Consider the following 23908-nt stretch of genomic DNA (forward strand, 5'->3'; position numbering starts at 1 on the left):
AGAGCAGCCACGCAGGGCGTGGCTCTACGCGGGGTTTGGGATCATGCGGACGGTGGGGAAGAGCGGACACGCATGGCGTGTCCCTACGCGGTTGTTTGGCCGGGGGGTGGTCACGCATGGCGTGTCGCGGCGCGGTTGTTCGGCTGGCGGGGGCGGACACGCATGGCGTGTCCCGGCGCGGGCTCCGGGTAGCGACACGCCATGCGTGTCCTGCGCGGAAAGGAGCGCGACCGCTGGTTTCCGCGTGGTTCAACGTGGCTGGGTGCTGCCCTTCCAGGCGTCGAGGAACTGGCGGCGTTTCAGGGCATCCAGATAAACCAGCAGGCCCGGGCCCAGCAGGATCGGGCGGTAGCTGCGGCCCGGGGCGCGGCCGCGTTGGGTCGGGAGGATGGACATCAACCGGGCTTCGCGGGACAGCACCTGCTGGCCGCGCGGGGACAGCAGGTAGTCGAGGAAGCGGCGGGCTTCAGCGGCATTGGGCGCGGTGCGCGGGATCACGGCGGTGCGCAGCACAACGAGGGTGTAGTCCTCCGGCTCGACGATGCCCAAAGGGGCGCCGGCATCGATGCGGGCCTGGGCGTAGGAGCCGAGCACGTTGTATACGAGCGAGAGCTGGCCGCTGCTGACCTTGTCCAGCAGCACGCCGGTGCGCTCTTCCATCTGTACCTGGTTGTCGCCCAGCGCGCCCAGCAAGGCGCCGGCCATGCTGCCACGCTGGCCGTCCTGGGTGGCAAGCAGATAACCGACGCTGCTGCGTTCCACGTCGTAGTGCCCACCTTGCCGGCCAACGGGGCGTCCGGCGCGCGCAGCAGTTCGAGCAGCTGGCGGCGGGTCCTGGGCACGCGCGCGGCCGGCAGGGTGCGGGTGTTGTAGACCATCGCGACCGGTTCGTAGCTGATGCCGAAGGCTTCGTGGCGCCACTGCGCCCACGCGGGCAGCGCGTCGGTCTGCGGCGAGCGATGCGGCAGGGCGTGGCCGTCGTTGACCAGCTTGGCCTGCAGGTCCATTCCGCTGCTGATCAGCATGTCCGGGCCGGTGGGGCCGTGCCGGTCGCGCAGGTACTGCGCGTACATGTCCTGTGCGATGACGTCTTCGTAGATGATTTCGGTGCCCGGGTGCAGCCGCTGGTAGTCGGCGATGACGGTGCCGAACACTTCGATGTCGGTGGAGCCATGCAGGCGCAGCTGGGCGGTGGCCGGGCCTTTGGCGGGGAAGCGCTGCACGTCGCCCGGCTCGGCCAGCGCGGGGCTGGCGAGGATCAACATCAACAGCATCACGATGCGCATCATGCGTGCAGCCTCGGCAGGCGGATGGTGGCGACCAGCCCGCCCGCGGGGCGGTTGCTCAGGTCGATCTGGCCGCCATGGCTGTCGACCACGCGCTTGACGATGGCCAGGCCCAGCCCTGCCCCGCCCGGTGCGGCATCTTCGCCACGGGCGAAGCGCTCGAACACGCGCTCGGCATCGCCCGGTGGAATGCCGGGGCCGTGGTCGGCGATGGTGACCACGCTCCACGCGCCCTCCTCGGTCAGCGCGACCTGGAGTGGGCCGTTGCCGCCGTACTTTAGGGCGTTGTCGATGAGGTTCTTGATCGCTTCCCGCAGCAGCAGCGCATCGCCCTGCACACGCGAGGAGGCCACGCCCACCGCGAGCTGCACGCGGGGTGCGGGCAAGGCCTGCGGCAATGCTTCGTGCAGCGCCTGGTGCACGATTTCCACCATGTCCACCGGCGCGAAGCGCTGCAGGTTGGAGCGGTGGATCACGCTGGCGTCGCTGAGCAGCTGGTTGAGCAGGCGGCTCATGTGGGTGGCGTTGCGGTCGATGGCGACCAGGCTGCGGCGCATGTCTTCAGGGTCCTCATCGTCCAGCGCCAGCTGCGCCTGCGCACGCAGCGCAGCCAGCGGAGTGCGCATCTGGTGGGCGGCCTCGGCCATGAACGCGCGCAGGGTTTCGTTGCTGCTGGACAGGCGCGCCATGAAACGGTTCAACGCAGCCACCATCTGGTCCATCTCACGCGGCACGCGCGCATCCAGCGGGCTCAGGTCGGACGGCTCGCGGCGCGACAGTTCGCGCTCCACCTTCACCAGCGGGCGGAACGCGCGGTGCACGCCGAAGGCGACCAACGCGAGCGACAGCAGGGACAGCACGCCAATGGCCAGCAGCGCACGGTTGACGATGTCCTGCGCCACCGCTTCGCGCGCGCGCCGGGTCTGGCCGACCTGCACGCGTACTTCGGCCTGCGCCGAAGGCGAGGACACGCGCCGCGACACCACCACGAAGCGCACGGTTTCGCCACTGTAGGCCGCGTCGAACAGCTGCGGTTCGTCGCTGGCTGGGCGCGGCGGCGGTGGCAGGTCCGGGTAGCCGGTCACGGTGCGCCCGCGTGCGTCGTAGACGCGGTAGAACACGCGGTCATCAGGCGCCATGGCGAGCAGGTCGAGCGAGGCGTACGGCAGGTCCACCTGCCACTGCGCATCCACCAGTGCCACCGAGTCGATGATCGAGAGGGCCGAGGACACCAGCAGGTGGTCGTAGGAGCGGTTGGCGGCGCGCTGCCCGTAGTCGCGTGCGGCGAACAGCAGGGCTACCGCAAACACCGCCAGCAGCAGGCCGAGGTACAGGGTGAGCGTGCGCCGCAGCGAGCTGGGCGCACGAGTGTCAGCCCTCGGCATCGGGCGCGCCATCGACGGCTTCGAGCAGGTAACCGCTGCCCCGCACGGTGACGATGCGCAGCGGCGCGTCGGCCAGCTTCTTCCGCAGGCGGCCCACATACAGTTCGATGGCATTGGGGCCGGCTTCGTCGTCGAAGCCGAACAAGCCATTGCCGATCTCGTCCTTGCCCACCACGTGCCCGAGCCGGCCCATCAGGATTTCCAGCAGGCGGTACTCGCGGTTGGGCAGTTCGATCGGCTGGCCATCCAGGCTGACCCGGTGCGAGGCGTTGTCGAACTGGAACCCGCCGATCTGCACCACTTCGCTGGCCTGGCCGCGCGTGCGCCGCAGCAGCACGCGGCAGCGCGCTTCGAATTCGCGGAAATCGAACGGTTTGCCCAGGTAATCATCGGCGCCGACATCCAGCGCCTGCACGCGATCCTCGATGCCATCGCGGGCGGTAAGCATCAGTACCGGGGTGGTGTCGCCACGCTCACGCATGCCAGACAGCACGCGCAGGCCATCCAGCTTGGGCAGGCCGATGTCCAGCACCACCAGGTCGAAGCTCTGGTAGCGCAGCACGCTGGCGGCGGCCAGGCCGTCGCTCTGCCAGTCCACCGCGTGGCCGCTGCGGCGCATGCGGCGAACGATGGCGTCGGCCAGGTCCGGGTTGTCTTCTACCAGCAGGATGCGCATGGGACGGGAATGGGGAGCGATGCAGGAATCGTAGCGCGAGCGGCGTGTTTCGTGGGTTGCGCTGCGCTGCAGCAGGCGCCGACAGGTGGATGACAGCTTCGCCGCACTAGGCTGCGCCATCGCACCTCCCCCACGGTGCGGGTCGCTCCTGTCACCACCTGCGGTACTGCACGGCCCCGGCCTGCCGATCCGCCCACATGTACCTGGGAGGGTTCATGGTTCTCAATCTCCTGCGCTGGCGCGGGCTGGTCGCCTGCACCTTGCTGTTGCCCGCCCTGCCGCTGTGGGCCGCCGCGGATGCCGACGACGAACGCCCGCTCACCGCCACCTTCGGCGGGCGCCTGCACCTGGATTTCGCGGATTTCGACAACGAGTACCGCGGCACCCCGAACAAGGACGACACCGAGATCCGCCGTGCCTGGCTGGACATGTCCGGCAGGTTCTTCGTGGTGGACTACAAGCTGGAAGCGGACTTCTCCGGCGACCAGGTGGAAGCCAAGGACGTCTACGTCAGCCGTGATTTTAGCGGGGGCAAGCTCAGCGTAGGCCAGTTCAAGCAGTTCTTCTCGCTCGATGACCGCACCGGTTCCAACTACGGGAGCTTCCTGGAGCGCGGCAATGCCGGTACGACGCTGGCGCCGCTGTACCGGCTGGGCGCCTCGTGGCAGGCCGCCAGGGGCGACATGACCTGGTCCGCAAGCGCCTACAGCCTGGAAAGCATCGATGCGTGGCAGGTGAAGGGCCGTGCGGCCGGTGGCCGCGCCACCTGGGCGCCGGGCGCCACCGCGGGCGATGTGCTGCACCTGGGCCTGTCGCTGGCGCACGAGCGGTACGACAGCCCCGGCGCCAACGGCGTGCCGGCGCTGCGGATCCGCCCGCGCCCGGCCGGACACCTGTCCGACAACAGCCGCCTGACCCTGGTCGATTTCTCGGCTGGCCGCGACACCGACGTGAACAAGTGGTCGCTGGAGTACGCACAGGTGCAGGGCCCGCTGTCATGGCAGGGCGAATTCAGTGGCGCCACCTTCAACGATGGCAGCCAGCGCGGAACGGTGCTGGCCGGCTACGGCATGCTGAGCTGGTTCGTGACCGGCGAGTCGCGCGGCTACGACCGTAAAACCGGCCGCTTTGCGCGCATCAAGGACATCCGGCACAAGGCCGGCGCGTTCGAGCTGGCGCTGCGCTACGACCAGATGCGCGGTGAGCAGCACCTGATCGGCCAGCCCGACCTGCGCGACGGGCTCACCGAAGCCTGGACGCTGGGCGGCAACTGGTACCTGCGCCCGAACCTGCGCTTCATGCTGAACCTGATCGACAGCCGCAACCGTGATCGCCTGGCTGCCACCACGGTGGACCACACGCGCGCGGTGACCGGCCGGCTGCAGTTCGATTTCTAACCTCTCTTCTACGTTGCAAGGAGTCCGCAGATGATGCTGAGCATCCTCGGCTTTGGCATGGTCATTACGTTCATGTACTTGATCATGAGCAAACGGCTGTCGCCACTGGTCGCCCTGATCACCATTCCGATCATCTTCGCGCTGCTGGCCGGATTTGGTAACGGGCTGGACGAGATGATGCTGGACGGCATCAAGAAGATCGCGCCGACCGGCGTGATGCTGATGTTCGCCATCCTGTACTTCGGGGTGATGATCGACGCCGGGCTGTTCGACCCGCTGGTGCGGATCATCCTGCGCCTGGTCAAGGGCGATCCGATGAAGATCGTGCTCGGGACTGCGGCGCTGGCGATGTTGATCTCGCTCGATGGCGACGGCTCCACCACCTACATGATCACCGTGTCGGCGATGCTGCCGCTGTACCAGCGGCTGGGCATGAATGCCCTCAACATGACCTGCGTGACCATCCTCGCCGGCGGGGTGATGAACCTTACCCCGTGGGGCGGCCCGACCGCACGTGCGGCTACTGCACTGCACGTGGACCCGGCCGATGTGTTCGTGCCGCTGATCCCGGCGATGGTGCTGGCCTGCGCTTCGGTGCTGCTGCTGGCCTGGTACCTGGGCCTGAAGGAACGTCGCCGGCTGGGCGTGGTGAAGCTGCCGCAGGGTGGCAGCTGGATGGACTCCAGCGTGTCCGACGACGGCGCGCTGCCGACCGTGGAAGACGCGGAAGACACCAAGCGGCCGAAGCTGCTGTGGGTGAACCTGGCGCTGACCCTGGCGCTGATGACCGCGCTGATCATGGGCGTGCTGCCGATGCCGGTGCTGTTCATGGTGGGCTTCGCCATCGCGCTGGTGATCAACTACCCGAACCTGGCCGAACAGCGCCGCCGCGTGGTCAACCACGCCGGCAACGTGCTGTCGGTGGTGTCGCTGATCTTCGCGGCAGGCATCTTCACCGGCATCCTCAACAACACGGGGATGGTGGAGGCGATGTCGCACAGCTTCCTGGCGGTCATTCCGGATGCATGGGGCCCGTACCTGGCGGTGATCACCGCACTGGCGTCGATGCCGTTCACCTTCTTCATGTCCAACGACGCCTTCTACTTCGGCGTATTGCCGATCCTGTCCGAGGCGGCCGGCAACTACGGCATCACGCCGGTGGAAATGGCGCGCGCATCGCTCGCCGGCCAGCCGGTGCACCTGCTGAGCCCGCTGGTGCCGTCCACCTACCTGCTGGTGGGGCTGGCCAAGGTGGAATTCGCCGACCACCAGAAATTCACCCTGAAGTGGGCGGTGATGGTGTCGCTGGTGCTGATGGCAGGCAGCCTGCTGTGCGCCCTGTATCCGTTCGCTGCCTGATGATCTTCAAGGAGTCCTGACATGACGCTTCGCATCGCATACGTCACCAGCGGCATGGGCAGCGTGGGTACTGCCATCTGCCAGAAGCTGGCCCGCAACGGCCACACCGTGGTCGCCGGCTGCGCCCCCAACTCGCCGCGCAAGGCCGGCTGGCTGCGCGAGCAGCGCGAACTGGGTTTCGATTTCATCGCCTCCGAAGGCAACGCGGCGGACTGGCAGTCCACGGTGGCGGCCTTCACCAAGGTCAAGGCCGAGGTCGGCGAGATCGATGTGCTGGTGAACAATGCCGGCGGCAGTCGTGACGTGCTGTTCCGGCAGATGAGCCAGGACGACTGGAACGCGGTGATGGGCTCGAACCTGCATGCACTGTTCAACATCACCAAGCAGGTGATCGACGGCATGGCCGCACGCAGCTGGGGCCGGATCATCAACATCGGCTCGGTGAGCGCGCACAAGGGCCAGATCGGCCAGGTGAACTTCGCCACCGCCAAGGCGGCGATGCACGGCTTCAGCCGCGCCCTGGCCAATGAGGTGGCCACGCGCGGGGTGACGGTGAACACCATTTCGCCGGGCTATATCGCCAGCCAGTCGATCAGCAGCTTCCCACCGGATGTGCTGGACCGCCTGGCAGGCTCGGTCCCGATCCGCCGCCTCGGCAAGCCCGAAGAGGTGGCCAGCCTGTGCGCATGGCTGGCGTCGGATGACGCCGCGTATGTGACCGGCGCCGATTACGCCGTGAACGGCGGATTGCACATGTTCTGATGCAGTGCCGGGATGACGGGCAATGTGCCGACCAACGGTCGGCACCTACCCTGCATCCCGGTTCGATGTCGCCCCGAACGGTAGCGCCCGACCGTTGGTCGGGCGGCGACCCACCGTCAGAATTCCGCGCTTACCGTCATGAACAATTGCCGCGGCGCGCTCGCGTGGATGGCATACCGCGTTCCGGCCGGATCGGTCGGAGCGAATGAGCTCAGCTGCCCAGCGTAGCGCTTGTTGGTCAGGTTGGTCGCATTCAACGACACCTTGACGTCGCGCAACCCCAGCCCCGGCCCGAACGCATAGCCCATGCCCGCATCGAACGTGGTCACGCCCGGCACCGACTGGTCGTTGGTGTAGGTGTAATACCGCTTGCCGGTGTACTTGGCGCGCAGGCTGGCGAAGAAGCCATCGCGGTTCCAGCTGATCTCGCTGGACGCCATGCGCTGCGGGGTATCGACGGTGATCTTGCCGGCCACCGGCACGATCGAACCACCGGAAGTGTAGTCGTCCTCGTAGGTGCTCTTGTTCCACGACACCGCGTTGTACCACTGCAGCCCGTCAACCGGCTTCAGGATGAAGGTCAGCTCGGCGCCCTGGCTCTTCACCGAGCCCACGTTGATGAAGCGGGTGATGCATTCCGGGCGCGTGCCGACTTCGATGCTGGTGCAGGGATTGAGCGACAGCAGGCGGTTGTCGAACATCACATGGTAGGCCGCGATCGAGGCCTGGTACTTCTCGCCAAAGGTACGGAAGCCGGCTTCGAACGAACGCGACTTCTCCGGCTCCAGGTCGTCCACGCTGGCCGCGAACGATTCCGGCGATACCTGCAGCGGGCCACCGCTGCCACCGCCCACGAAGGCCGCGATGTTCTCCGAGTACGAGGCAAACACCTCGTTGTTGGGGCTGAGCTTGAAGCCGATACCGGCCTGCGGCAGCACCGATTCCTTGGCGGTCAGCGTCCCGGAGGCATAGCTGGCTTCGGTGCCGGGCCTGGACGCGGCGGTCATGCGGGTGTTCGGGCTCTTGATGCCCACGTCCACGGTCAGCCTGTCGTCGAGGAAACGCATGCGGTCCTGCACGTAGAACTGGCGGGTGCGGATGTCATAGTCCTGGTCGAACAGGCGACGGTTCGGGTAGTTCAGGTAGCCGTCGTCCAGGAACGGGCCGGTGATGTAATAGAAGTTGCGCTCGACATTGTGGTCATTGCGTTCGTACCACAGGCCGGCTTCCAGCTCGTGCAGGCCCAGCTGCCAGCTCAGCGCGGCGGTGACGCCCTGCCGGTTGATGGTGTAGTTGGTGCTGCGGATGGAGATCGGCAGCGCCTGCGGCGTACCTGGATTGGACGCCTGCCCCGGTGCCCACCAGTGGCCCTGTCCGCGGTTCTCGTGGTGGTAGGCCAGCAGCTTCAGGCGGGCGCTGTCACCCAGGGCAAGGTCGGCATCCAGCGAGTAAAGGTTGTCATCGCGCAGCGCACGGCTCTGGTAGTACGCGTCGTCGATGCTGTTGACACCACCGCTGAAGGCGCAGCGCTGCGCGTTGTAGGTGGCCGGCGCGCAGTAGGCGGCAGCCAGCGCGCGGTCCCAGTCAGGCGCGTAGATGTTCCAGTCCCAGCCGAGGCCGCGTTCGAGCATGCTCTTGGAGAGGTAGGCGTAGTTGGCCTGGCTGACCCGCGAGGTCGCAGCGAAGGCACCGAAGCGATGGTCGCCCACGTTCCAGACGGCCTTGGCATTGAACTGGCGGGTGGTCTGGTTCTGGTTCGGTTCGGCCCACATGTCCGCGTCCTGGTGCACGCCGGACACGTAGGCGGAGAAGCCATTGAGATCGCCCGTGTCCACGCGCAGGAAGCCACGGCGCTGGTTGTCGTCGCCCACGGTGACGCTGGCACGGCCGCCGAACTCGGTGGAGGGGTCCTGCGAGAAATACTGGATGGTGCCGCCCAGGTTGCTGGTGGACGCCACACCCAGTGAGCCGATGCCCTGGGACAGCTCGGCGCCGGCCAGGTTTTCGGCGATCAGTGCACGGGCGATGCTGAGGCCGTTGTAGTTGCCGTAGCTGTTGTCGCCCAGCGGAATGCCGTCAAGCGTGTAGCCCAGCCGGCTCTTGTCGAAGCCGCGCAGGCTGATGGTCTGCGATTCCTCATTGGCGCCGAAGGCGTCATTGGACTGCACCGACACGCCGGGCAGGCGGTCGAGGATCTTCTGCGCGCTGGTGCCGGGCGGCAGCACCTGCTTGTCCACGGCGGTGATGCGTTGCACCTGCCGGGTTTCACCCTGGCCGATCACCGAAACGGCATCAAGGGTGCGGGCGCTGGGCGCGCCGTTGGCGTCGAGGGTGGCGTCCACGTCGGCGGCGTGCGCATTGGAAGCGCACAGCGCGATCGCCACAGCGATCGTCAGGGGTCGGTTGAGCATGAGGGTCCGTTGCGTGATGGAGATGCCTGCGCGATGCAGGTGCGCGGCCATCTTGCGGACGCAACATGAAAGGATTCTTACGGGTTGCCGAAGCGTGTCGCAAAGTGCGACGAGGTGCCTGTATTCAAGGGAATCACGGCGCGCCCACCAACGACGGGTACGACCGCCTCATTCCGCAGCCAGCTGATCCATCCGGATACGGTTGGCAAACAACGAGAATGCCAGCATGCCCGCCAAGCCGTTAGCGCGACTGACCCAGTGCGGCAGCCAGCGCGGCGGGCGCAGGATGCCTTCTTCGAACAGCGGGGCGAAGTCCAGCGCGTCGGTCAACGACATCTTGCCGGCGAACAGCCAGCGGCAGTTCTGCAGGCGGTCTTCGGCGAGCATGTGGCGGAAGAAGGTGTGTACGGAGACCAGTCCGCGCAGGTACACGGTGTCCTTGGTGAAGGCCGCGCCGCCGGTGACGGGAACGCCGCGGAACACGCGCTGGGCCGAGGCGAAACTCTCTTCGTTGTTCTGCCCGGCGTCGCAGAAATAGCGGAACACCTGGATGAAGTCCGCGCCTTCGCGGGCCATGGCAATGGCTTCGGTGCGCAGGCTGATGCGCTTGAGACGCTCGATGTCGATGCTGCCGGTGATCTGCTCGGCGAAGGTGGCCAACCCCTCCTGGGTGGCGGTAACGCGTGGCGAGGCCAGCGCCAGGCTGGGCAGGTGCGGCTGTTCACGCCCGTTCAATGCGGTGAGCGAATGCACCAGGGCTTCATGGTGGAACAGCTGCGCGCGGTCGTAGGCGCTGAAGCGCGCACTGGTACGCAGGCGGATGCGGGTGGGACCGGCGGCAGCCTTGGAAATCAGCTCCGGGTCGAGCTGTACGCTGATGATGCGCGACTCGAAGAACGCGTCCAGGTCGCTCTGCAGCTGCAACTGCAGCGCGGTGGCCGACACCGGCACCTGTTCCTCCGGCGCCAGCAGTTCGTGATCCAGCTCCTGGGCGATCTGGATGAAATGGCGCGCAGCGTCGCGGGTACTGGGGCCGTTGCCCGGCAGCGGTTGCTCGGGCGCGCCGTACAGCTCCACCGAGTAGCGGTCCACGTCTGCGCTGCCAAGGGATTCCAGCAGGCCGGCGGCCAGGTCCCAGCTGTGCGCGGAGCGGCGGACGTACAGGCCGATCGGATGGCTGGGGTCGCATTGGGCGCTGATCGCGGCCAGCTCCCGGCGGGTGTCGCCGAAATCCAGTTTCGGGTACGCCAGGACCGGCATCAGCGGCTGGCCGCGCGCTACGCTGGCCAGGAAAGGGCCCTGCAGCGACGCGGGCCAGCTGGTCAGCCCAAGCAGCTTGATGTCCGCCACTGCCTGCACCAGGCGCGCGTCCAGCGCGGTGTGGTGGGCGACGTCACGATCCACGGTCATCGGCGGCGTTCGTGGGACGCTGTTCATGAATGGACCTTATCAGGGTCTGGGCCGAGATGTGAGCCAGTTCCGGCCCCTTGAGCATAATTGGCCTATAGTTGGTACAGAAGTAGCCGAAGGAGATTCCCGTGTCGCCCACAGATCGCAGCCGCCCCGATCCTGACAAGGCCACCGCCCGTGGCAACGCCACTCGCAGCACGAGGCGCAGCACCGGCTCCGTCCGCGAGCCGCTGGCCGCCTACGAGGCGCCCGCGAGGGTGAATGCCTTCCGAACCCTGCTGCGCACCGCGCCGCTGGCCGAGCGGGTGCGCATCGAGCGCGAGGGCGTGCCCTACCAGGTGGTCAAGGGGCTCATTGACGACATCTTTGTCAGCAGCACGGAGTTCCAGACCTTCGTCCGGATTCCCAAGGCCACCTTTACCAAGAAGATGCGCGACAAGTCGCTGTTTGCCGGAACCACCGGGCAGTCGGTGGTCGGGCTGATGGAGCTGATCAACAAGGTCGAGGACATGCTCGCTGCGGAACCGGACAACCCCGCCGCCAGAGATTTCGATGTGGAACGGTGGGTGGGCCAGTGGATCCAGCGGCCCCAGCCCGCGTTGGGCGGGCTGGCGCCGGCCGAGCTGATGGACACCCCCAGCGGGCGCGCGTCGGTGATGCGGGTACTGGGCGCGGTGCAGAGCGGCGCCTATCAATGAGGCTGGCCCGGATCGGGTCCACCGGGCCCACCTGGGCACCGGACGACATGACCGGCGCTGGCGCCGCCACCTCGCCCGGGCGCTGGAACCGTGAAGGGGAACGGGTGATCTATGCCGCGCCCAGCCTCGCCATGGCGGTGCTGGAAACGGCTGCGCATATCGACGACAGCGGCTTGCCGCTGAACAAGTACGTCATCGAGATCGACGTGCCCGACGAGGTGTGGGCGGCGCGGTTGATCGTTTCGGTCCACACGCTACCGGTGGGCTGGGATGCAATTCCGCACGGGATGGTGTCGATCGACACCGGATCGAACTGGTACGCCGGCGGCGCCCACGCGATCGTCGAGCTGCCGTCGGCGATCGTGCCGGAAGAATCCATCGTGCTGATCAATGCACAGCATGCGGACAGCCGGCGGATGCGTGCGCAGGCTACGCGGCGGTTGCAGTACAACCTGTTGTTCCGGGGGCAGTAGGTCGCCTGACGGGTTGGGGCAGCCACGCAGGGCGTGGCTCTACGCGGTCTGGTAAGCGGTGCGTCAGCGTTTTTTCGTGGGCCGCCACTGCGCGCCTTTGCTGACGTGGCGCCGTTCGATGGCCTGCTGGGCCTGGCGGACCGCCAGCTTCGCGGCGGCGGCGGCCACCTCTTCCTTGAGCTTGAAATAGTTCAGCAGGCGCTCCTCATCGAGCTCGCCCGAGTCGATCGCCGCGCGCACCGCGCAGCCCGGTTCGCGCTGGTGGGCGCAGTCGCGGAAGCGGCACTGTTCGGCCAGCGCTTCGACGTCGGCAAAGCCCACTTCACCCAGGGCTTCTTCGCCGGTGGGCTTGAGCTCGCGCATGCCGGGGGTGTCGATCAGGCAGGCGCCGGACGGCATCGGAATCAGCGCGCGGTGGGTGGTGGTGTGGCGGCCCTTGGAGTCGTTACCGCGTACTTCGGCGGTTTTCATCAACGCGTAGCCCAGCAGGGTATTGGTCAGTGTCGACTTGCCCGCACCCGAGGACCCCACCAGGACCACGGTCTGCCCTGCTCCCAGCCACGGCAGCAGCGCGCTGGCGCTGGCCGGATCGCGGCCGTTGATGGCCAGCAGCGGAATGTCCTGCGCGGCCAGCTCTTCCAGCACCGCCAGGGCGTCTTCGCTGTACTCGGTCTGGTCGGCCTTGGTCAGCACCACCACCGGCCGCGCGCCGCCCCCGCCGACCAGCATCAGGTAGCGCTCGATCCGGCGCGGGTTGAAGTCCGCGTCCAGCCCGCAGACGATGAAAACAGTATCGATGTTGGCCGCGATCACCTGCTGGTGGTAGTGCTCGCCGGCCGCGCCACGCTTGATCGCGGTACGGCGCGGCAGCAGTGCCACGATCAGGTTGCCTTCCAGCAGCACCCAGTCGCCCACCGCGGCGCGTTCGTGGCTGGGGAAGCGCGGGCGCTGCCATTCGGCCGGCGATTCGGTCTTGATCGCCGCGCCGGGGGCATCGGCCACCACGTAGCCGGTGCGGTGCTGTTCGACCACCCGGCCGGGGCGGGCCTGCGGGTGGGCGTCGAACAGGGCCTGCCAGGCTGGCAGTTCGGGGGCACCTGCCCAGGGCCAGCCCATGGTCTGCAGGGCGCGGTAGTCGATCAGTTCGCTCATCGGCCCATTCTAGAGGGCGAGCTCCCCCCGCGTCTCAGCCATGGGCGGCAACTGCCCGCCAATACTGGGATTTTGCCCCGGAACCCTTGCCCTGCAACGCAGCATTTCCGCTAGTATGCGATTTCCATGCCCGATCACGGCCCCGCCATGTCCACGCCCCCGCTGAAGCCGCTTGCCACCCGCGAGCGCCTGTCCGAAGTCCGCTACGAGATCCGGGGCGAACTGGCGCGGCGAGCGCGTGAGCTGGAGGCGCAGGGGCGCAAGCTGATCAAGCTGAACATCGGCAACCCCGGCAACTTTGGGTTCCGCGCACCGGAACACCTGCAGCGTGCCATTGCCGACGACATGGGCCGCACCGATCCGTACACCCACCAGCAGGGCCTGCCCGAGGCACGCGAGGCGATCGCCGCCGCGTACGCACGCCGCGGCGCACCCGACGCGCACCCGGACCGGGTGTTCATCGGCAACGGGGTGAGCGAACTGATCGACCTGTCGCTGCGTGCGCTGCTCAATCCGGGCGATGAAGTGCTGGTGCCCTCGCCCGACTACCCGTTGTGGTCGGCGGCGACCATCCTCAATGACGGCCGCCCGGTGTACTACCGCTGCGCGCCCGAGAACGGCTTCCAGCCGGACCCGGCCGAAATCGAAACGCTGGTGTCCTCGCGCACCCGCGCGATCGTGCTGATCAACCCGAACAACCCCAGTGGCGCCAGCTACCCGCGCGCGCTGCTGGAGCAGATCGTGGACATCGCGCGCCGGCACAACCTGCTGCTGATGGTCGATGAGATCTACGACCAGATCCTGTACGACGACGCGGTATTCCAGCCGGTCGCGCCGCTGGCCGGCGAGCACCCGTGCATCACCTTCAGCGGGCTGAGCAAGGTGCACCGCGCCTGCGGCTGGCGGGTGGGCTGGGCGATGCTGTCCGGCGCGGCTGCGCAGCTGGGTGAGTTCCGCGCGGCGATGGACCTGCTCAGCGCGCTGCGCCTGTGCGCCAACGTGCCGGGGCAGTACGCCATCGATGCAGCGGTGAACGGCCCGGACACGGTGTCGGCACTGTGCGCACCGGGTGGACGGCTGTACGAAACCCGGCGCGCGGTGATCGAGGCATGCAACGCCAGCGAGCACCTCTCGCTGGTCGCGCCGGCTGGCGCGCTGTATGCGTTCCCGGCCGTGCTGGGCGCGGCCGCACGCGGTTTCGATGACCATGATTTCGCGCTGGAACTGATGAATGAAGAAGGCGTGCTGGTGGTGCCGGGGTCCAGCTTCAACGTGCCCTACCGCCACCACTTCCGGGTGACCCTGCTGCCCGAAGCCGAGGTGATGCGCGATGTATTCGCGCGCATCGACCGCGCGTTGGCGCGCCGCGCCGAGGCCAATACCAAGGTGGTTCCGCTCAAGCCGCGCAGTGCGGTGGCCTGAGGTGGCGCTGCGTTACCTGGCGCTGGGCGATTCCTACACCATCGGCGAAGCGGTGGACCAGGCCGGTCGCTGGCCGGAGCAGTTGGCTACGGCCCTGCAGGAGGCCACCGTGGTGGTGGGCGCACCGCAGATCATCGCCACCACCGGCTGGACCACCGACGAGCTGGACGCCGGCATCGATGCGGTCGGCCCGCAGGGCCCGTTCGATCTGGTCAGCCTGCTGATCGGCGTCAACGACCAGTACCGCGGGCGCAGCGTGGAGGAGTACCGTCCGCGCTTTACCGCGCTGCTGGAGCGCGCCATCGCGTTCGCCGGCAAGCGTCCGCAGCGGGTACTGGTGCTGTCGATTCCCGATTGGGGGGTGACCCCGTTCGCACGCGACAACGGCCGCGACCCGGCACGGATCGCGAGCGAACTGGACGCCTACAACGCGGCCGCGCAGGCGATCTGCGCGGAACACGCGGTGGCGTTCGTGGACATCACCGCGGTCAGCCGCACGCGTGGCGCGGAAGCGGCGATGCTGGCCGCGGATGGCCTGCATCCTTCGGCGGCGATGTATACCGAATGGACGCGACTGGCCTTCCCGGTCGCGCGTACCCTCCTGGATGACGAGGCCACACGCTGAGCACGGACGCATCACCACTTGCCAGGGAACAGGCCCGCCGCATCGCCGATGCGTTCATGCCGGCGCAGCGCTTCGGCAACCGACGCGATTACTACTACAGCCGCGGCAAGCTCGGCAGCGATCCGCTGTATCCGGGCGTGCTGGACGCGCTGGCGCCGTGTTCGCGGCCGCTGCTGGATATCGGCTGCGGGCTGGGGTTGCTGGCGCATGTGCTGCGGCAGAACCAGCGCCACCAGGCCTACGTCGGCGTGGATATCGACCCGGACAAGATCGCCCGCGCACAGCGCGCCGGTGCGCGGGCGGCACTGCACGATGCGCGCTTCGACTGCGTGGACGCGAGTGCCGCCCTGCCCGACCACCACGGAAGCGTGGCGCTGCTGGACGTGCTGCAGTACCTGCCGGCCGAGGCCCAGCCGGTGCTGCTGGGTGAGGCGGCCGCGCGGGTGGCGCCCGGCGGGCGGCTGGTGATCCGCACCACGCTGGCCGACAACAGCGGCCGCGACCGCACGACCCGGGTGACCGACATGCTGGCGCATCTGGTGGGATGGATGGGCACGCGCCCGCGCCACTACCCCGATGCGGCGAGCGTGCGTGCGCCGCTGGAAGCAGCCGGGTTGCAGCTGGCGATGGCACCGCTGTACGGCAATACGCCGTTCAACAACTGGCTGGTGACCGCGGTACGTGGAGAGCGGGCTTGAACGCTCCGCGCCCTCGCCATTCCGCGCTCGGCATCGCGGCGCTGGTGGTGAGCCTGGTCGCGCTGGTGCTGTTCGCGGTCACCGCACATGTCGCCCACGTCCCGCGCTACGCGGGCATGCACGAGGTGCCGGTGGCAGTGCTGGTGATGCTGTTCGTGTGCCTGGGGGTCACGGTGGTCGGCCTGCTGCTGGGCATCGGCTGCGCGCTGCAGCATCAGCGCAGACGCGTCACCGGGGTGCTGGCGCTGGGACTGTCGATCACGTTGCTGTGGGCGCAGGCCTCGCTGGGCAGCTGGGTGCACCAGCAGTGGGAGCAAGCCCACCCGGTGGCGGCAGACCAGGCGTAGAGCCACGCCCTGCGTGGCTGCTCTCGGTCCAACACCGCGAAGCCACGCAGGGCGTGGCGCTACGGGTTGTGCGGCAGGGTCGCGTGCAGGCCGCGCGCCTGGATCGCCTGCAGTACCGCTTCGATGATGGCCAAATTCTGGCCGTGGGCCGCGCCTTCGTGCAGCAGGATGATCGCGCCGGGACGCAGGTCGGCGACGATGCGGTCGATGACCTGCTGCGGCTGGCAGTTCACGCCATCGAAACCGCGCGCGCTCCAGCCCACCCGGGTCAGGTTCCAGCGTTTCAGCGCCGGGGCGACGAACGGGTTGGTCATGCCCACCACCGAGCGGTACCAGCGTGGCGGGGCGCCCGCGATATCCGCCAGCGCCTGCTGGCAACGGGCGATCTCGTCGGCCATCGTGGCCGGGCCCAGCCGCCAGAAGCGGGTCTGCGGGTGGGTGTTGCTGTGGTTGCCCAGGTCGTGGCCACGCGACAGTACCTGCCGCACCAGGTCGGGACGGGCGGCGGCGCGCTCGCCGACCATGAAGAAGGTGGCCTTGGCCTGGTAGCGGTCAAGCAGGTCCAGCACCGCCGGCGTCTCGGCCGACGGACCGTCGTCCAAGGTCAGCCAGACCTGTCCGGCCGGGGCCGGCAGCCGGCTCAGCACCGGGGCGTAGAAGCGGCTGTTGGGCAGGAACACCGGCACCAGGAACAGGGCGTGCGAGGCCACCATCAGGGGCAGGCCCAGGGTCCAGCCATACCGCCACCAGAGCAGCGCCACGGCCAGCTGGGAGAGCACCAGCCAGGGCAGCCAGCGCCACGGGCGGCGGGGAATGCGATGCAACGTTTCTGGAACGGTCATGCCCCATGATGCCATGCCGCGTAGAATGGACGGCTCGAATACCCCCGGACCCTGACCGTCATGTCCCTTGATCCCGCCCTGCGTTCGCGCATCGAATCCATCCTCACCGCCGACCGTGTCGTGCTGTTCATGAAGGGCCAGCCGACCATGCCGCAGTGCGGGTTCTCGGCCAAGGCCGTGGGCGCGCTGCAGGACCTGGGCGTCGCATTCGCCCACGTCAACGTGCTGGCCGACCCGGAGATCCGCGAGGGCATCAAGGCCTACGGCGACTGGCCGACCATCCCGCAGCTGTACATCGACGGCGAGCTGGTCGGCGGCAGCGACATCATCCTGCAGATGGCCGGCAGCGGTGAGCTGAGCAGCGTGCTTGGCCTGGCCGCGCCGGACCGCACCCCGCCGCGCATCACCGTGACCCCGGCCGCGGTGGAGATGCTGCGCGGCGCACTGGCCGACGCCCCCGGCGCTGCGCTGCAGCTCGGCATCGACGCGCAGTTCCAGCCGAACTTCCAGCTGGCCCCGCACGACGACAACGCCATCGCCGCCGAATCCAACGGCCTGCGCGTGCAGTTCGACCTGGCCAGCGCACGCCGCGCCGACGGCATCACCATCGATTGGGTGGACGACATCCGCGGCAAGGGCCTGGCCATCGACAACCCGAACGCGCCGAAGGCCGTGCAGGAACTGGCCGTTCGCGACGCTGACGACCAGCGCCGTGCCGGCACTGTCACCATCGTCGACGTGCGCCCGGCGGACGAGCGCGCGATTGCCGCGATCAACGCCCCGTTCGAGACCTTCGACGGCGACAACCGCGCCCGCCTGGAAGCCCTGCCCAAGGACACCCCGCTGGCGTTCCTGTGCCACCACGGTGGCCGCAGCGCGCAGGCGGCCGAGCAGTTCCGCGCATTGGGTTTCAGCAAGGTCTACAACATCACCGGCGGCATCGATGCCTGGTCGGACGCGGTGGACAACAGCGTGCCGAAGTATTGATCGCGCGCAACACCAACGCTTCAAAAAAAACGCCGGCTATGCCGGCGTTTTCTTTTACCCCGCGAAGCCACCCTCGGTCAGGTAATCCAGTTCCTCCGGCGTCGGCATGCGGCCCAGTACCGCGTTGCGGTGGGGGAAGCGGCCGAAGCGGCGAATGATGTCACGGTGCAGTTCGGCGTACTGCAGGTATTCCTTGTCGCCCAATACGTCGAACATCGCGACCGAGCGCTCCTGGTCCTGCGGGTCTTCGGAATGCTCGAACGGCAGGTAGATGAAAGCGCGCAGCTTGGGGACCAGCTGCAGATCCAAGCCCTCTTCCACCGCGCGCATGGCGTAGTGGCGGGCCAGGCCGTCGGTGGCGTAGGAATGGGCGGTGTCGCGGAAGCAGTTCCGAGGGAACTGGTCGAGCAGGATCATCAACGCCAGCGCGCCATCGGCGCTCTCCAGCCAATGCTCGCGCGCACGCCGTGCAGCGGCGAAGTGCTCGTCGAGAAATGCCTCGCGGAAACGCGCATCGAACGCGTCATCGCGCGTGAACCACTTCTGCGGTCCCGCGTCGCGCCAGAATTCCACTACGTTTGCCGCTACGTCCATTAACTGCCCCTGTGGACGGCGCGCCCTCGTGGCGCCCATCCATCCAATGCCAATCACTCGTCAAAGCGCAGGTGGCGGACCGACTTGCCGTTGCGCCGTATAAGCTTAAGCGCCTCGATGCCGATCTGGATATGGTTTTCGACGAACTGGGAGCTGACCTTGGCATCGGACGCCTCGGTCTTGACCCCGTCCGGGATCATCGGCTGGTCCGACACCAGCAGCAGCGCTCCGATCGGGATGTGGTTGGCAAAGCCGGCCGCGAACAGGGTGGCCGTCTCCATGTCGATGGCCATGCAGCGCATCAGCCGCAGCCGCTCCTTGAACGCCTCGTCGTGTTCCCAGACCCGCCGGTTGGTGGTGTAGACGGTGCCGGTCCAGTAGTCGTGGCCGAGGTCGCGGATGGTGGTGGAGACCGCACGCTGCAGCGCGAAGGCCGGCAGCGCCGGGACTTCCGGCGGCAGGTAATCGCTGGACGTGCCCTCGCCGCGGATCGCCGCGATCGGCAGGATCAGATCGCCCAGCTGGTTCTTGCGCTTGAGCCCACCGCACTTGCCCAGGAACAGCACCGCCTTGGGCATCACCGCCGACAGCAGGTCCATGACGATGGCCGCGTTGGGGCTGCCCATGCCGAAGTTGATCAGGGTGATGCCGTCGCTGGTCACGCTGGCCATCGGTCGGTCCATGCCCTGCACCGGTGCCCCGGTGAGGTGCGAAAACACGTGCAGATAGCCGCCGAAGTTGGTCAGCAGCACATGCGGCCCGAACTGGTCCAGTGGCACGCCGGTGTAACGCGGCAGCCAGTTTTCGACGATGTCCTGCTTGCTCTTCATTCCCGGGTTCCGTCCTGCAGCTCGTTTTCCGCACCAATTGTCATGCGCTTGAACGAATAAGCAAGCCGGGCGGGTCCGCACCGTGCGTTTGGTCACTTGGCAAGGCCGCGCCCAGCCGCTAGCGTCGCGGAACATCTTTCACGCCGCATCGGGGACCACATGCGTACACGATTGACCGCCGGGCTGGGCCTGGCGCTGTTCACCCTGGCTGCGCCCTCGGCGCCGGCGGCGTCGCGCTTCACCCAGGACCCCTACCCCAGCACTTACGCACCGATTGCCTCGGCGCCGGTAGTGATCCGCAATGCCACCGTGCTGACCGGCACCGGCGCGCGCCTGGAACGGACCGACCTGCTGCTGCGCGATGGCCGCATCGCCGCGCTGGGCACGGCGCTGCAGGCACCGGCCGATGCGATGCAGGTGGATGGCAGCGGCAAGTGGGTCACGCCGGGCATCATCGACGTGCACTCGCACCTGGGCGTGTACCCCAGTCCGAGCGTGGGCGCGCACGCCGACGGCAATGAAATGACCGCCCCGGTCACCGCCAATGTGTGGGCCGAACATTCGGTGTGGCCGCAGGATCCGGGCTTCGCTGCGGCCCTGGCCGGCGGCGTGACCGCACTGCAGATCCTGCCCGGCTCGGCCAACCTGGTCGGCGGGCGCGGGGTGACCCTGAAAAACATTCCGGCCACCACCTACCAGGCGATGAAGTTCCCCGGCGCGCCGTGGGGCATGAAGATGGCCTGCGGCGAGAACCCCAAGCGCGTGTACGGCACCGGCAAGGGCGTGGCCCCGCAGACCCGCATGGGCAGCGTGGCCGGCTACCGCGCCGCGTTCATCGACGCCAGCGAGTACCTGGCCAAGAACGCGCCGAAGAAGGTCAGGAAGAAGCGCTGGTTCGGCGGCAGCGACAAGGGCGACAGCGCCGGCGACAGCGGTGGCAAGCGCGACCTGAAGCTGGACACGCTGGCCGGGGTGATCGATGGCGACATCCGCGTGCACATCCACTGCTACCGGGCCGATGAAATGGCCACCATGCTGGACCTGGCCAAGGAGTTCGGCTTCAAGGTCGCCGCGTTCCACCACGGCGCCGAGGCCTACAAGCTGGCCGACCGGCTGGCCGCCGAAGGCGTCTGCGGCGCGCTGTGGGCCGACTGGTGGGGCTTCAAGATGGAGGCCTTCGACGGCATTCCCGAAAACATCGCGCTGGTCGACCGCCCCGCCAACAGCTGCGCGATCGTGCATTCCGATTCGCCCGAAGGCATCCAGCGGCTCAACCAGGAAGCGGCCAAGGTGATCGCCAACGCGCGCCGTGCCGGCATGCAGATCGCACCCGAGCGGGCGATCGGCTGGCTGACCCTCAACCCGGCCCGGTCGATGGGCATCGAACAACAGACCGGCAGCCTGGAGGTGGGCAAGATGGGCGACGTGGTGGTCTGGAACGGCAGTCCCTTCAGCTCGTACGCGCTGGCCGAGAAGGTCTACATCGACGGCCACCAGGTGTACGACCGCCAGGACGCACGCCGCCAGCCGCTGTCGGACTTCATGCTCGGCCAGGAGGCCCGCCCATGAGCGCGCGTTCGCTGCTTCCCCTGCTCGCGCTGGCCCTGCTCGGCGCTGCATCGGCCAGCTCGGCACAGGACCTGCTGGTACGCAATGCCACCGTGCACACCGCCAGCGCGCGCGGCAGCCTGGAGCATGCCGACGTGCTGGTCCAGGGCGGTGTGATCCGTGCGGTCGGGCCCGGCCTGGCCGCGCCGGCGGGGGCGACCGTGGTCGAAGCCAACGGCAGGCCGCTGACCCCGGCCCTGTTTGGCGGCATCACCGACATCGGCATCGAGGAGGTCTCCGGTGAGGCGACCACGGTGGACAGCACGCTGAAGTTGGACGACCAGCCGCTGCGCCCGGAGTTCGATGTCACCCTGGCCTACAACCCGGCGTCGGTGCTGATTCCGGTGGCGCGGCTGGACGGTATCGGCTTCACCGCGCTGGGCGCCAACAGCGGCGGCGGCTTCGTCGCCGGCCAGGGCGGAGTGATGCGGCTGGACGGCAGCGCCGATCCGATCGGCCCGCTGGCGCTGTACCTGCGCCTCGGGTCCGCCGCGGCGGAACTGCCCGGCAACTCGCGCGCGGCGCAGTGGATGCTGCTGGCGCAGATGGTTCGCGAAGCGCGCGGCCGGGTGGCGGTCGATTCGCCGCATGCCCTGCTGACCCCGGCCGGGCGCGCCACGCTGGCGCGTTACCTGGCCGGCCAGGGCCGGCTGGTGGTGGAAGTGGACCGCGCCGCCGACATCCGCCAGCTGCTGCGCTGGGCCACGCGCGAAAAGATCAAGGTCGCCATTGCCGGCGGTGCCGAAGCGTGGCGCGTCGCGCCGCAGCTGGCGCAGGCCGGGGTGCCGGTGTTCGTGGATGCGCTGGGCAACCTGCCGGCCAGCTTCGACCAGCTGGGCGCCACCCTGGAAAACGCCGCGCGCCTGCACGCTGCCGGCGTGGCGGTCAGCTTCACCCAGCGCGACGACCCGTCGCACAACGCCCGCAAGATGCGCCAGCTCGCCGGCAATGCGGTGGCCAACGGCCTGCCCTGGCAGGATGGCCTGGCCGGGCTGACCCGGGTGCCGGCGCAGGCGCTGGGCGTAGGCGACCGGCTGGGCAGCATCGAGCCGGGCAAACTGGCTGACCTGGTGCTGTGGGAAGGCGACCCGCTGGACGTGGGCCACTACGCCGAGCAGGTCTGGCTGGGCGGCCGCGCGGTGCCGATGCGCTCGCGCCAGACCGAGCTGCGTGACCGCTACGCCGCCCCGGTGGGCAGCGAGCCGCGCGCCTATTCGCATTGAGGAACGTCGCATGAGCCTGCGCTGGTACTTCGATTTCGTTTCCCCGTTCGCCTACCTGCACTGGCAGCAGCTGAAAACGCTGCCGCAGTTCGAGCGCATCACCCCGGTGCCGATTGCGCTGGGCGCGGTGCTGCACCACATGGGCAACCTCGGTCCGGCGGAAATCCCGGCCAAGCGCCGCTTCACCTACCGGCAGGTGCTGTGGCAGGCACAGCAGCAGGGCGTGCCGCTGCGCTTCCCGCCCGGCCACCCGTTCAACCCGCTGGCGGCGCTGCGCCTGTGCCTGGCCGCGGACGCCACCCCGGCGGCGGTGGACATCCTGTTCAACTGGATCTGGCGCGACGGCCGCGCCGGCGACAGCCCACAGGCACTGGCACTGCCCGGCGCGATGCTGGACATTGCCGACGTGGCCGCCGCAGTGGGGGCGCCGTGGGTGAAGGAACAGCTGCGCCAGAACACCGAAGCGGCGATCGCCGCCGGGGTGTTCGGGGTGCCGACCCTGGCCATCGACGGTGAGCTGTTCTGGGGCAACGACAGCCACGCGCTGATGGCGGCCGTGCTGGCCGACCCGGGCCTGCTGCGGCAGCCGGAGTGGGAACGGGTGGTGGCGCTGCCGGTTGCGGTGGAGCGGAGCCGGCCAAGCTGACCGGCGCGGTCAGGCAACGGGATGCGTTTTGAGATAGCTTTCACACTTTCGAACGAACACCCTGCCTGGAGGGGGCAAACAGGATGCGCATCGGAATCGTGGTCGACTCTGCCTGTGATCTACCGCAGGACTTCATCCAGCAGCACAACATCGTGCTGCTGCCCATTACCGTCCGCATTGGCGAGGCCGTGCTGGCCGACCACCGCGACGAACAGGCCACCTTGAGCTTCCTGCATGCCCACGTCGCCGAACATGGCGCCGAGGCCGAAACCATTCCCTTCAGCGTGGCGCAGATCCGCGACCTGTTCCTGGGCAAGCTGGTGATCGACTACGACCATGTGTTCTGCATGACGATCACCAAGACGCGTAGTCCGATCCATGACAACGCGATGCAGGCCAGCTTCGCGATCCTCAACGACTACAAGCCGGTGCGCCAGGCGGCGGGGCACAACTCGCCGTTCGCACTGCGCGTGCTGGACACGCAGAACCTGTTCGCCGCCCAGGGCGTGACCGCGGTGGAAGCAGTACGGCTGCGCGACAGCGGCGCCGGCGTGCAGCAGATCCGCGAGCGGCTGGAAGAGCTTGCGTTGAACGTGCACGGCTACATGGTCACCCGCGACCTGTATTACATGCGCGCCCGCGCCCGCCACAAGGGCGACCGCAGCGTGGGCCTGATCAGCGCCGCGCTGGGCAGTGCGCTGGACATCAAGCCGGTGCTGCACGGTTACCGCGGCAGCACCGGCCCGGTGGCGAAGATCAAGGGCTTCGACAACGCGGTGCAGAAGCTGTTCGACTTCGTCGGCCAGCGCGTCCGGGCCGGGTTGCTGACCCCGACCGTGTGCGTGAGCTACGGCGGCGAACTGGCCGACCTGCAGGCGCTGCCCGGTTACGCCAGCCTGCGCGAAACCTGCAAGGCGCACGGGGTGGACGTGTACGAGTCGGTGATGAGCCTGACCGGCATGGTCAATGTCGGCAAGGGCGCGGTGACCATCGGATTTGCCGACGGCCCGCACACGTTTACGGCCTGAGTGATCGGGCCGGTTCGTGCACGCCGATTGCACCCGGCGTCTGCGAACC

22 protein-coding genes and 1 pseudogene are annotated in these 23908 nt (G+C 68.2%); 14 read left to right on the plus strand and 9 right to left on the minus strand.

Annotated features, from left to right (window positions below):
- Positions 1-249: 249 nt before the first annotated feature.
- The 3 genes and pseudogenes from RWO33_RS02085 to RWO33_RS02095 form a co-directional block, all read right to left on the minus strand.
- A pseudogene (locus tag RWO33_RS02085) lies at positions 250-1289 on the minus strand (ABC transporter substrate-binding protein).
- Positions 1286-2683: a sensor histidine kinase gene (locus RWO33_RS02090; protein WP_314101584.1), complete on the minus strand. Its 1398-nt coding sequence runs from the start codon at positions 2681-2683 to the stop codon at positions 1286-1288. The pseudogene RWO33_RS02085 and the gene RWO33_RS02090 overlap by 4 nt, the downstream one beginning before the upstream one ends.
- The gene (locus RWO33_RS02095; protein ID WP_314101586.1) at positions 2658-3347 is read right to left on the minus strand and encodes a response regulator transcription factor; all 690 of its coding nucleotides are present in this window, start codon (positions 3345-3347) and stop codon (positions 2658-2660) included. Before RWO33_RS02095 ends, RWO33_RS02090 begins: the two co-directional genes overlap by 26 nt.
- 215 nt (positions 3348-3562) lie before the next feature.
- Here RWO33_RS02095 and RWO33_RS02100 point away from each other — a divergent pair, with 215 nt between their 5' ends.
- Genes RWO33_RS02100 through phbB form a run of 3 tightly spaced genes read left to right on the plus strand, consistent with a single transcriptional unit; the run spans position 3563 to position 6865 of the window.
- Positions 3563-4744 (plus strand): porin, encoded by a 1182-nt coding sequence (locus tag RWO33_RS02100; RefSeq protein ID WP_314101588.1) that lies wholly within the window; start codon positions 3563-3565, stop codon positions 4742-4744.
- A gap of 33 nt (positions 4745-4777) precedes the next feature.
- Positions 4778-6103, plus strand: coding sequence for a CitMHS family transporter (locus RWO33_RS02105; RefSeq protein ID WP_314101658.1), 1326 nt, complete (start codon positions 4778-4780; stop codon positions 6101-6103).
- Positions 6104-6124: 21 nt separating this feature from the next.
- The gene (gene phbB, locus RWO33_RS02110) at positions 6125-6865 is read left to right on the plus strand and encodes an acetoacetyl-CoA reductase (RefSeq protein WP_145479238.1); all 741 of its coding nucleotides are present in this window, start codon (positions 6125-6127) and stop codon (positions 6863-6865) included.
- A gap of 116 nt (positions 6866-6981) precedes the next feature.
- Here phbB and RWO33_RS02115 read toward each other — a convergent pair whose 3' ends face one another.
- Both RWO33_RS02115 and RWO33_RS02120 read right to left on the minus strand, forming a co-directional pair.
- Entirely contained in the window at positions 6982-9276 is a 2295-nt protein-coding gene (locus tag RWO33_RS02115; protein WP_314101590.1) for a TonB-dependent receptor, read from the minus strand.
- 168 nt (positions 9277-9444) lie between these two features.
- Positions 9445-10686 carry a flavohemoglobin expression-modulating QEGLA motif protein gene (locus RWO33_RS02120; RefSeq protein ID WP_314101659.1) on the minus strand — a complete coding sequence of 414 codons (1242 nt, stop codon included), beginning with the start codon at positions 10684-10686 and terminating at the stop codon, positions 9445-9447.
- A gap of 128 nt (positions 10687-10814) precedes the next feature.
- Here RWO33_RS02120 and RWO33_RS02125 point away from each other — a divergent pair, with 128 nt between their 5' ends.
- On the plus strand, positions 10815-11384 hold the full coding sequence (locus RWO33_RS02125; RefSeq protein ID WP_314101593.1) for an antitoxin Xre/MbcA/ParS toxin-binding domain-containing protein: 570 nt from the start codon (positions 10815-10817) through the stop codon (positions 11382-11384).
- A complete protein-coding gene (locus RWO33_RS02130) occupies positions 11381-11857 on the plus strand; it encodes an RES domain-containing protein (RefSeq protein WP_314101595.1) in 477 nt (158 codons plus the stop codon). Before RWO33_RS02125 ends, RWO33_RS02130 begins: the two co-directional genes overlap by 4 nt.
- A 63-nt stretch (positions 11858-11920) precedes the next feature.
- On the opposite strand, the gene rsgA is transcribed toward RWO33_RS02130, so the two are convergent.
- Positions 11921-13009, minus strand: a complete 1089-nt coding sequence (rsgA, locus tag RWO33_RS02135) for a ribosome small subunit-dependent GTPase A (RefSeq protein WP_314101597.1) — start codon at positions 13007-13009, stop codon at positions 11921-11923.
- 147 nt (positions 13010-13156) lie between these two features.
- Between rsgA and RWO33_RS02140 the strand changes: the two genes are divergently transcribed.
- The 4 genes from RWO33_RS02140 to RWO33_RS02155 are packed head-to-tail and all read left to right on the plus strand — an operon-like array spanning position 13157 to position 16101.
- Positions 13157-14431, plus strand: a complete 1275-nt coding sequence (locus tag RWO33_RS02140; RefSeq protein ID WP_314101599.1) for a pyridoxal phosphate-dependent aminotransferase — start codon at positions 13157-13159, stop codon at positions 14429-14431.
- A gap of 1 nt (position 14432) precedes the next feature.
- The gene (locus RWO33_RS02145) at positions 14433-15056 is read left to right on the plus strand and encodes an SGNH/GDSL hydrolase family protein (protein WP_314101602.1); all 624 of its coding nucleotides are present in this window, start codon (positions 14433-14435) and stop codon (positions 15054-15056) included.
- Between the two features lie 56 nt (positions 15057-15112).
- Positions 15113-15754, plus strand: a complete 642-nt coding sequence (locus tag RWO33_RS02150; protein WP_314101604.1) for a methyltransferase domain-containing protein — start codon at positions 15113-15115, stop codon at positions 15752-15754.
- Positions 15751-16101 (plus strand): hypothetical protein, encoded by a 351-nt coding sequence (locus RWO33_RS02155; RefSeq protein WP_314101606.1) that lies wholly within the window; start codon positions 15751-15753, stop codon positions 16099-16101. The genes RWO33_RS02150 and RWO33_RS02155 overlap by 4 nt, the downstream gene beginning before the upstream one ends.
- A 59-nt stretch (positions 16102-16160) precedes the next feature.
- Here the strand turns inward: RWO33_RS02155 and RWO33_RS02160 are convergent, their stop codons facing one another.
- Positions 16161-16943 carry a polysaccharide deacetylase family protein gene (locus tag RWO33_RS02160; protein WP_314101608.1) on the minus strand — a complete coding sequence of 261 codons (783 nt, stop codon included), beginning with the start codon at positions 16941-16943 and terminating at the stop codon, positions 16161-16163.
- A gap of 60 nt (positions 16944-17003) precedes the next feature.
- Between RWO33_RS02160 and grxD the strand changes: the two genes are divergently transcribed.
- Positions 17004-17930 (plus strand): Grx4 family monothiol glutaredoxin, encoded by a 927-nt coding sequence (grxD, locus tag RWO33_RS02165; protein ID WP_314101610.1) that lies wholly within the window; start codon positions 17004-17006, stop codon positions 17928-17930.
- A gap of 54 nt (positions 17931-17984) precedes the next feature.
- Here the strand turns inward: grxD and RWO33_RS02170 are convergent, their stop codons facing one another.
- Together RWO33_RS02170 and RWO33_RS02175 are read right to left on the minus strand one after the other, a co-directional pair.
- Positions 17985-18524, minus strand: coding sequence for a DUF924 family protein (locus RWO33_RS02170; RefSeq protein ID WP_314101612.1), 540 nt, complete (start codon positions 18522-18524; stop codon positions 17985-17987).
- A gap of 53 nt (positions 18525-18577) precedes the next feature.
- Entirely contained in the window at positions 18578-19354 is a 777-nt protein-coding gene (locus RWO33_RS02175; RefSeq protein WP_314101614.1) for an AMP nucleosidase, read from the minus strand.
- A gap of 159 nt (positions 19355-19513) precedes the next feature.
- On the opposite strand from RWO33_RS02175, the gene RWO33_RS02180 reads away from it, so the two are divergent.
- The 4 genes from RWO33_RS02180 to RWO33_RS02195 all read left to right on the plus strand — a co-directional run bounded on the left by RWO33_RS02180 (position 19514) and on the right by RWO33_RS02195 (position 23859).
- The gene (locus RWO33_RS02180; protein WP_314101616.1) at positions 19514-20923 is read left to right on the plus strand and encodes an amidohydrolase; all 1410 of its coding nucleotides are present in this window, start codon (positions 19514-19516) and stop codon (positions 20921-20923) included.
- Positions 20920-22185, plus strand: coding sequence for an amidohydrolase family protein (locus tag RWO33_RS02185; protein WP_314101618.1), 1266 nt, complete (start codon positions 20920-20922; stop codon positions 22183-22185). Before RWO33_RS02180 ends, RWO33_RS02185 begins: the two co-directional genes overlap by 4 nt.
- A gap of 10 nt (positions 22186-22195) precedes the next feature.
- Positions 22196-22831, plus strand: coding sequence for a DsbA family protein (locus RWO33_RS02190; RefSeq protein WP_314101620.1), 636 nt, complete (start codon positions 22196-22198; stop codon positions 22829-22831).
- 83 nt (positions 22832-22914) lie between these two features.
- On the plus strand, positions 22915-23859 hold the full coding sequence (locus RWO33_RS02195; RefSeq protein WP_145479222.1) for a DegV family protein: 945 nt from the start codon (positions 22915-22917) through the stop codon (positions 23857-23859).
- Positions 23860-23908: the final 49 nt, after the last annotated feature.

The sequence above is a fragment of the uncultured Stenotrophomonas sp. genome (assembly GCF_963519925.1).
Taxonomy (GTDB): domain Bacteria; phylum Pseudomonadota; class Gammaproteobacteria; order Xanthomonadales; family Xanthomonadaceae; genus Stenotrophomonas; species Stenotrophomonas maltophilia_AE.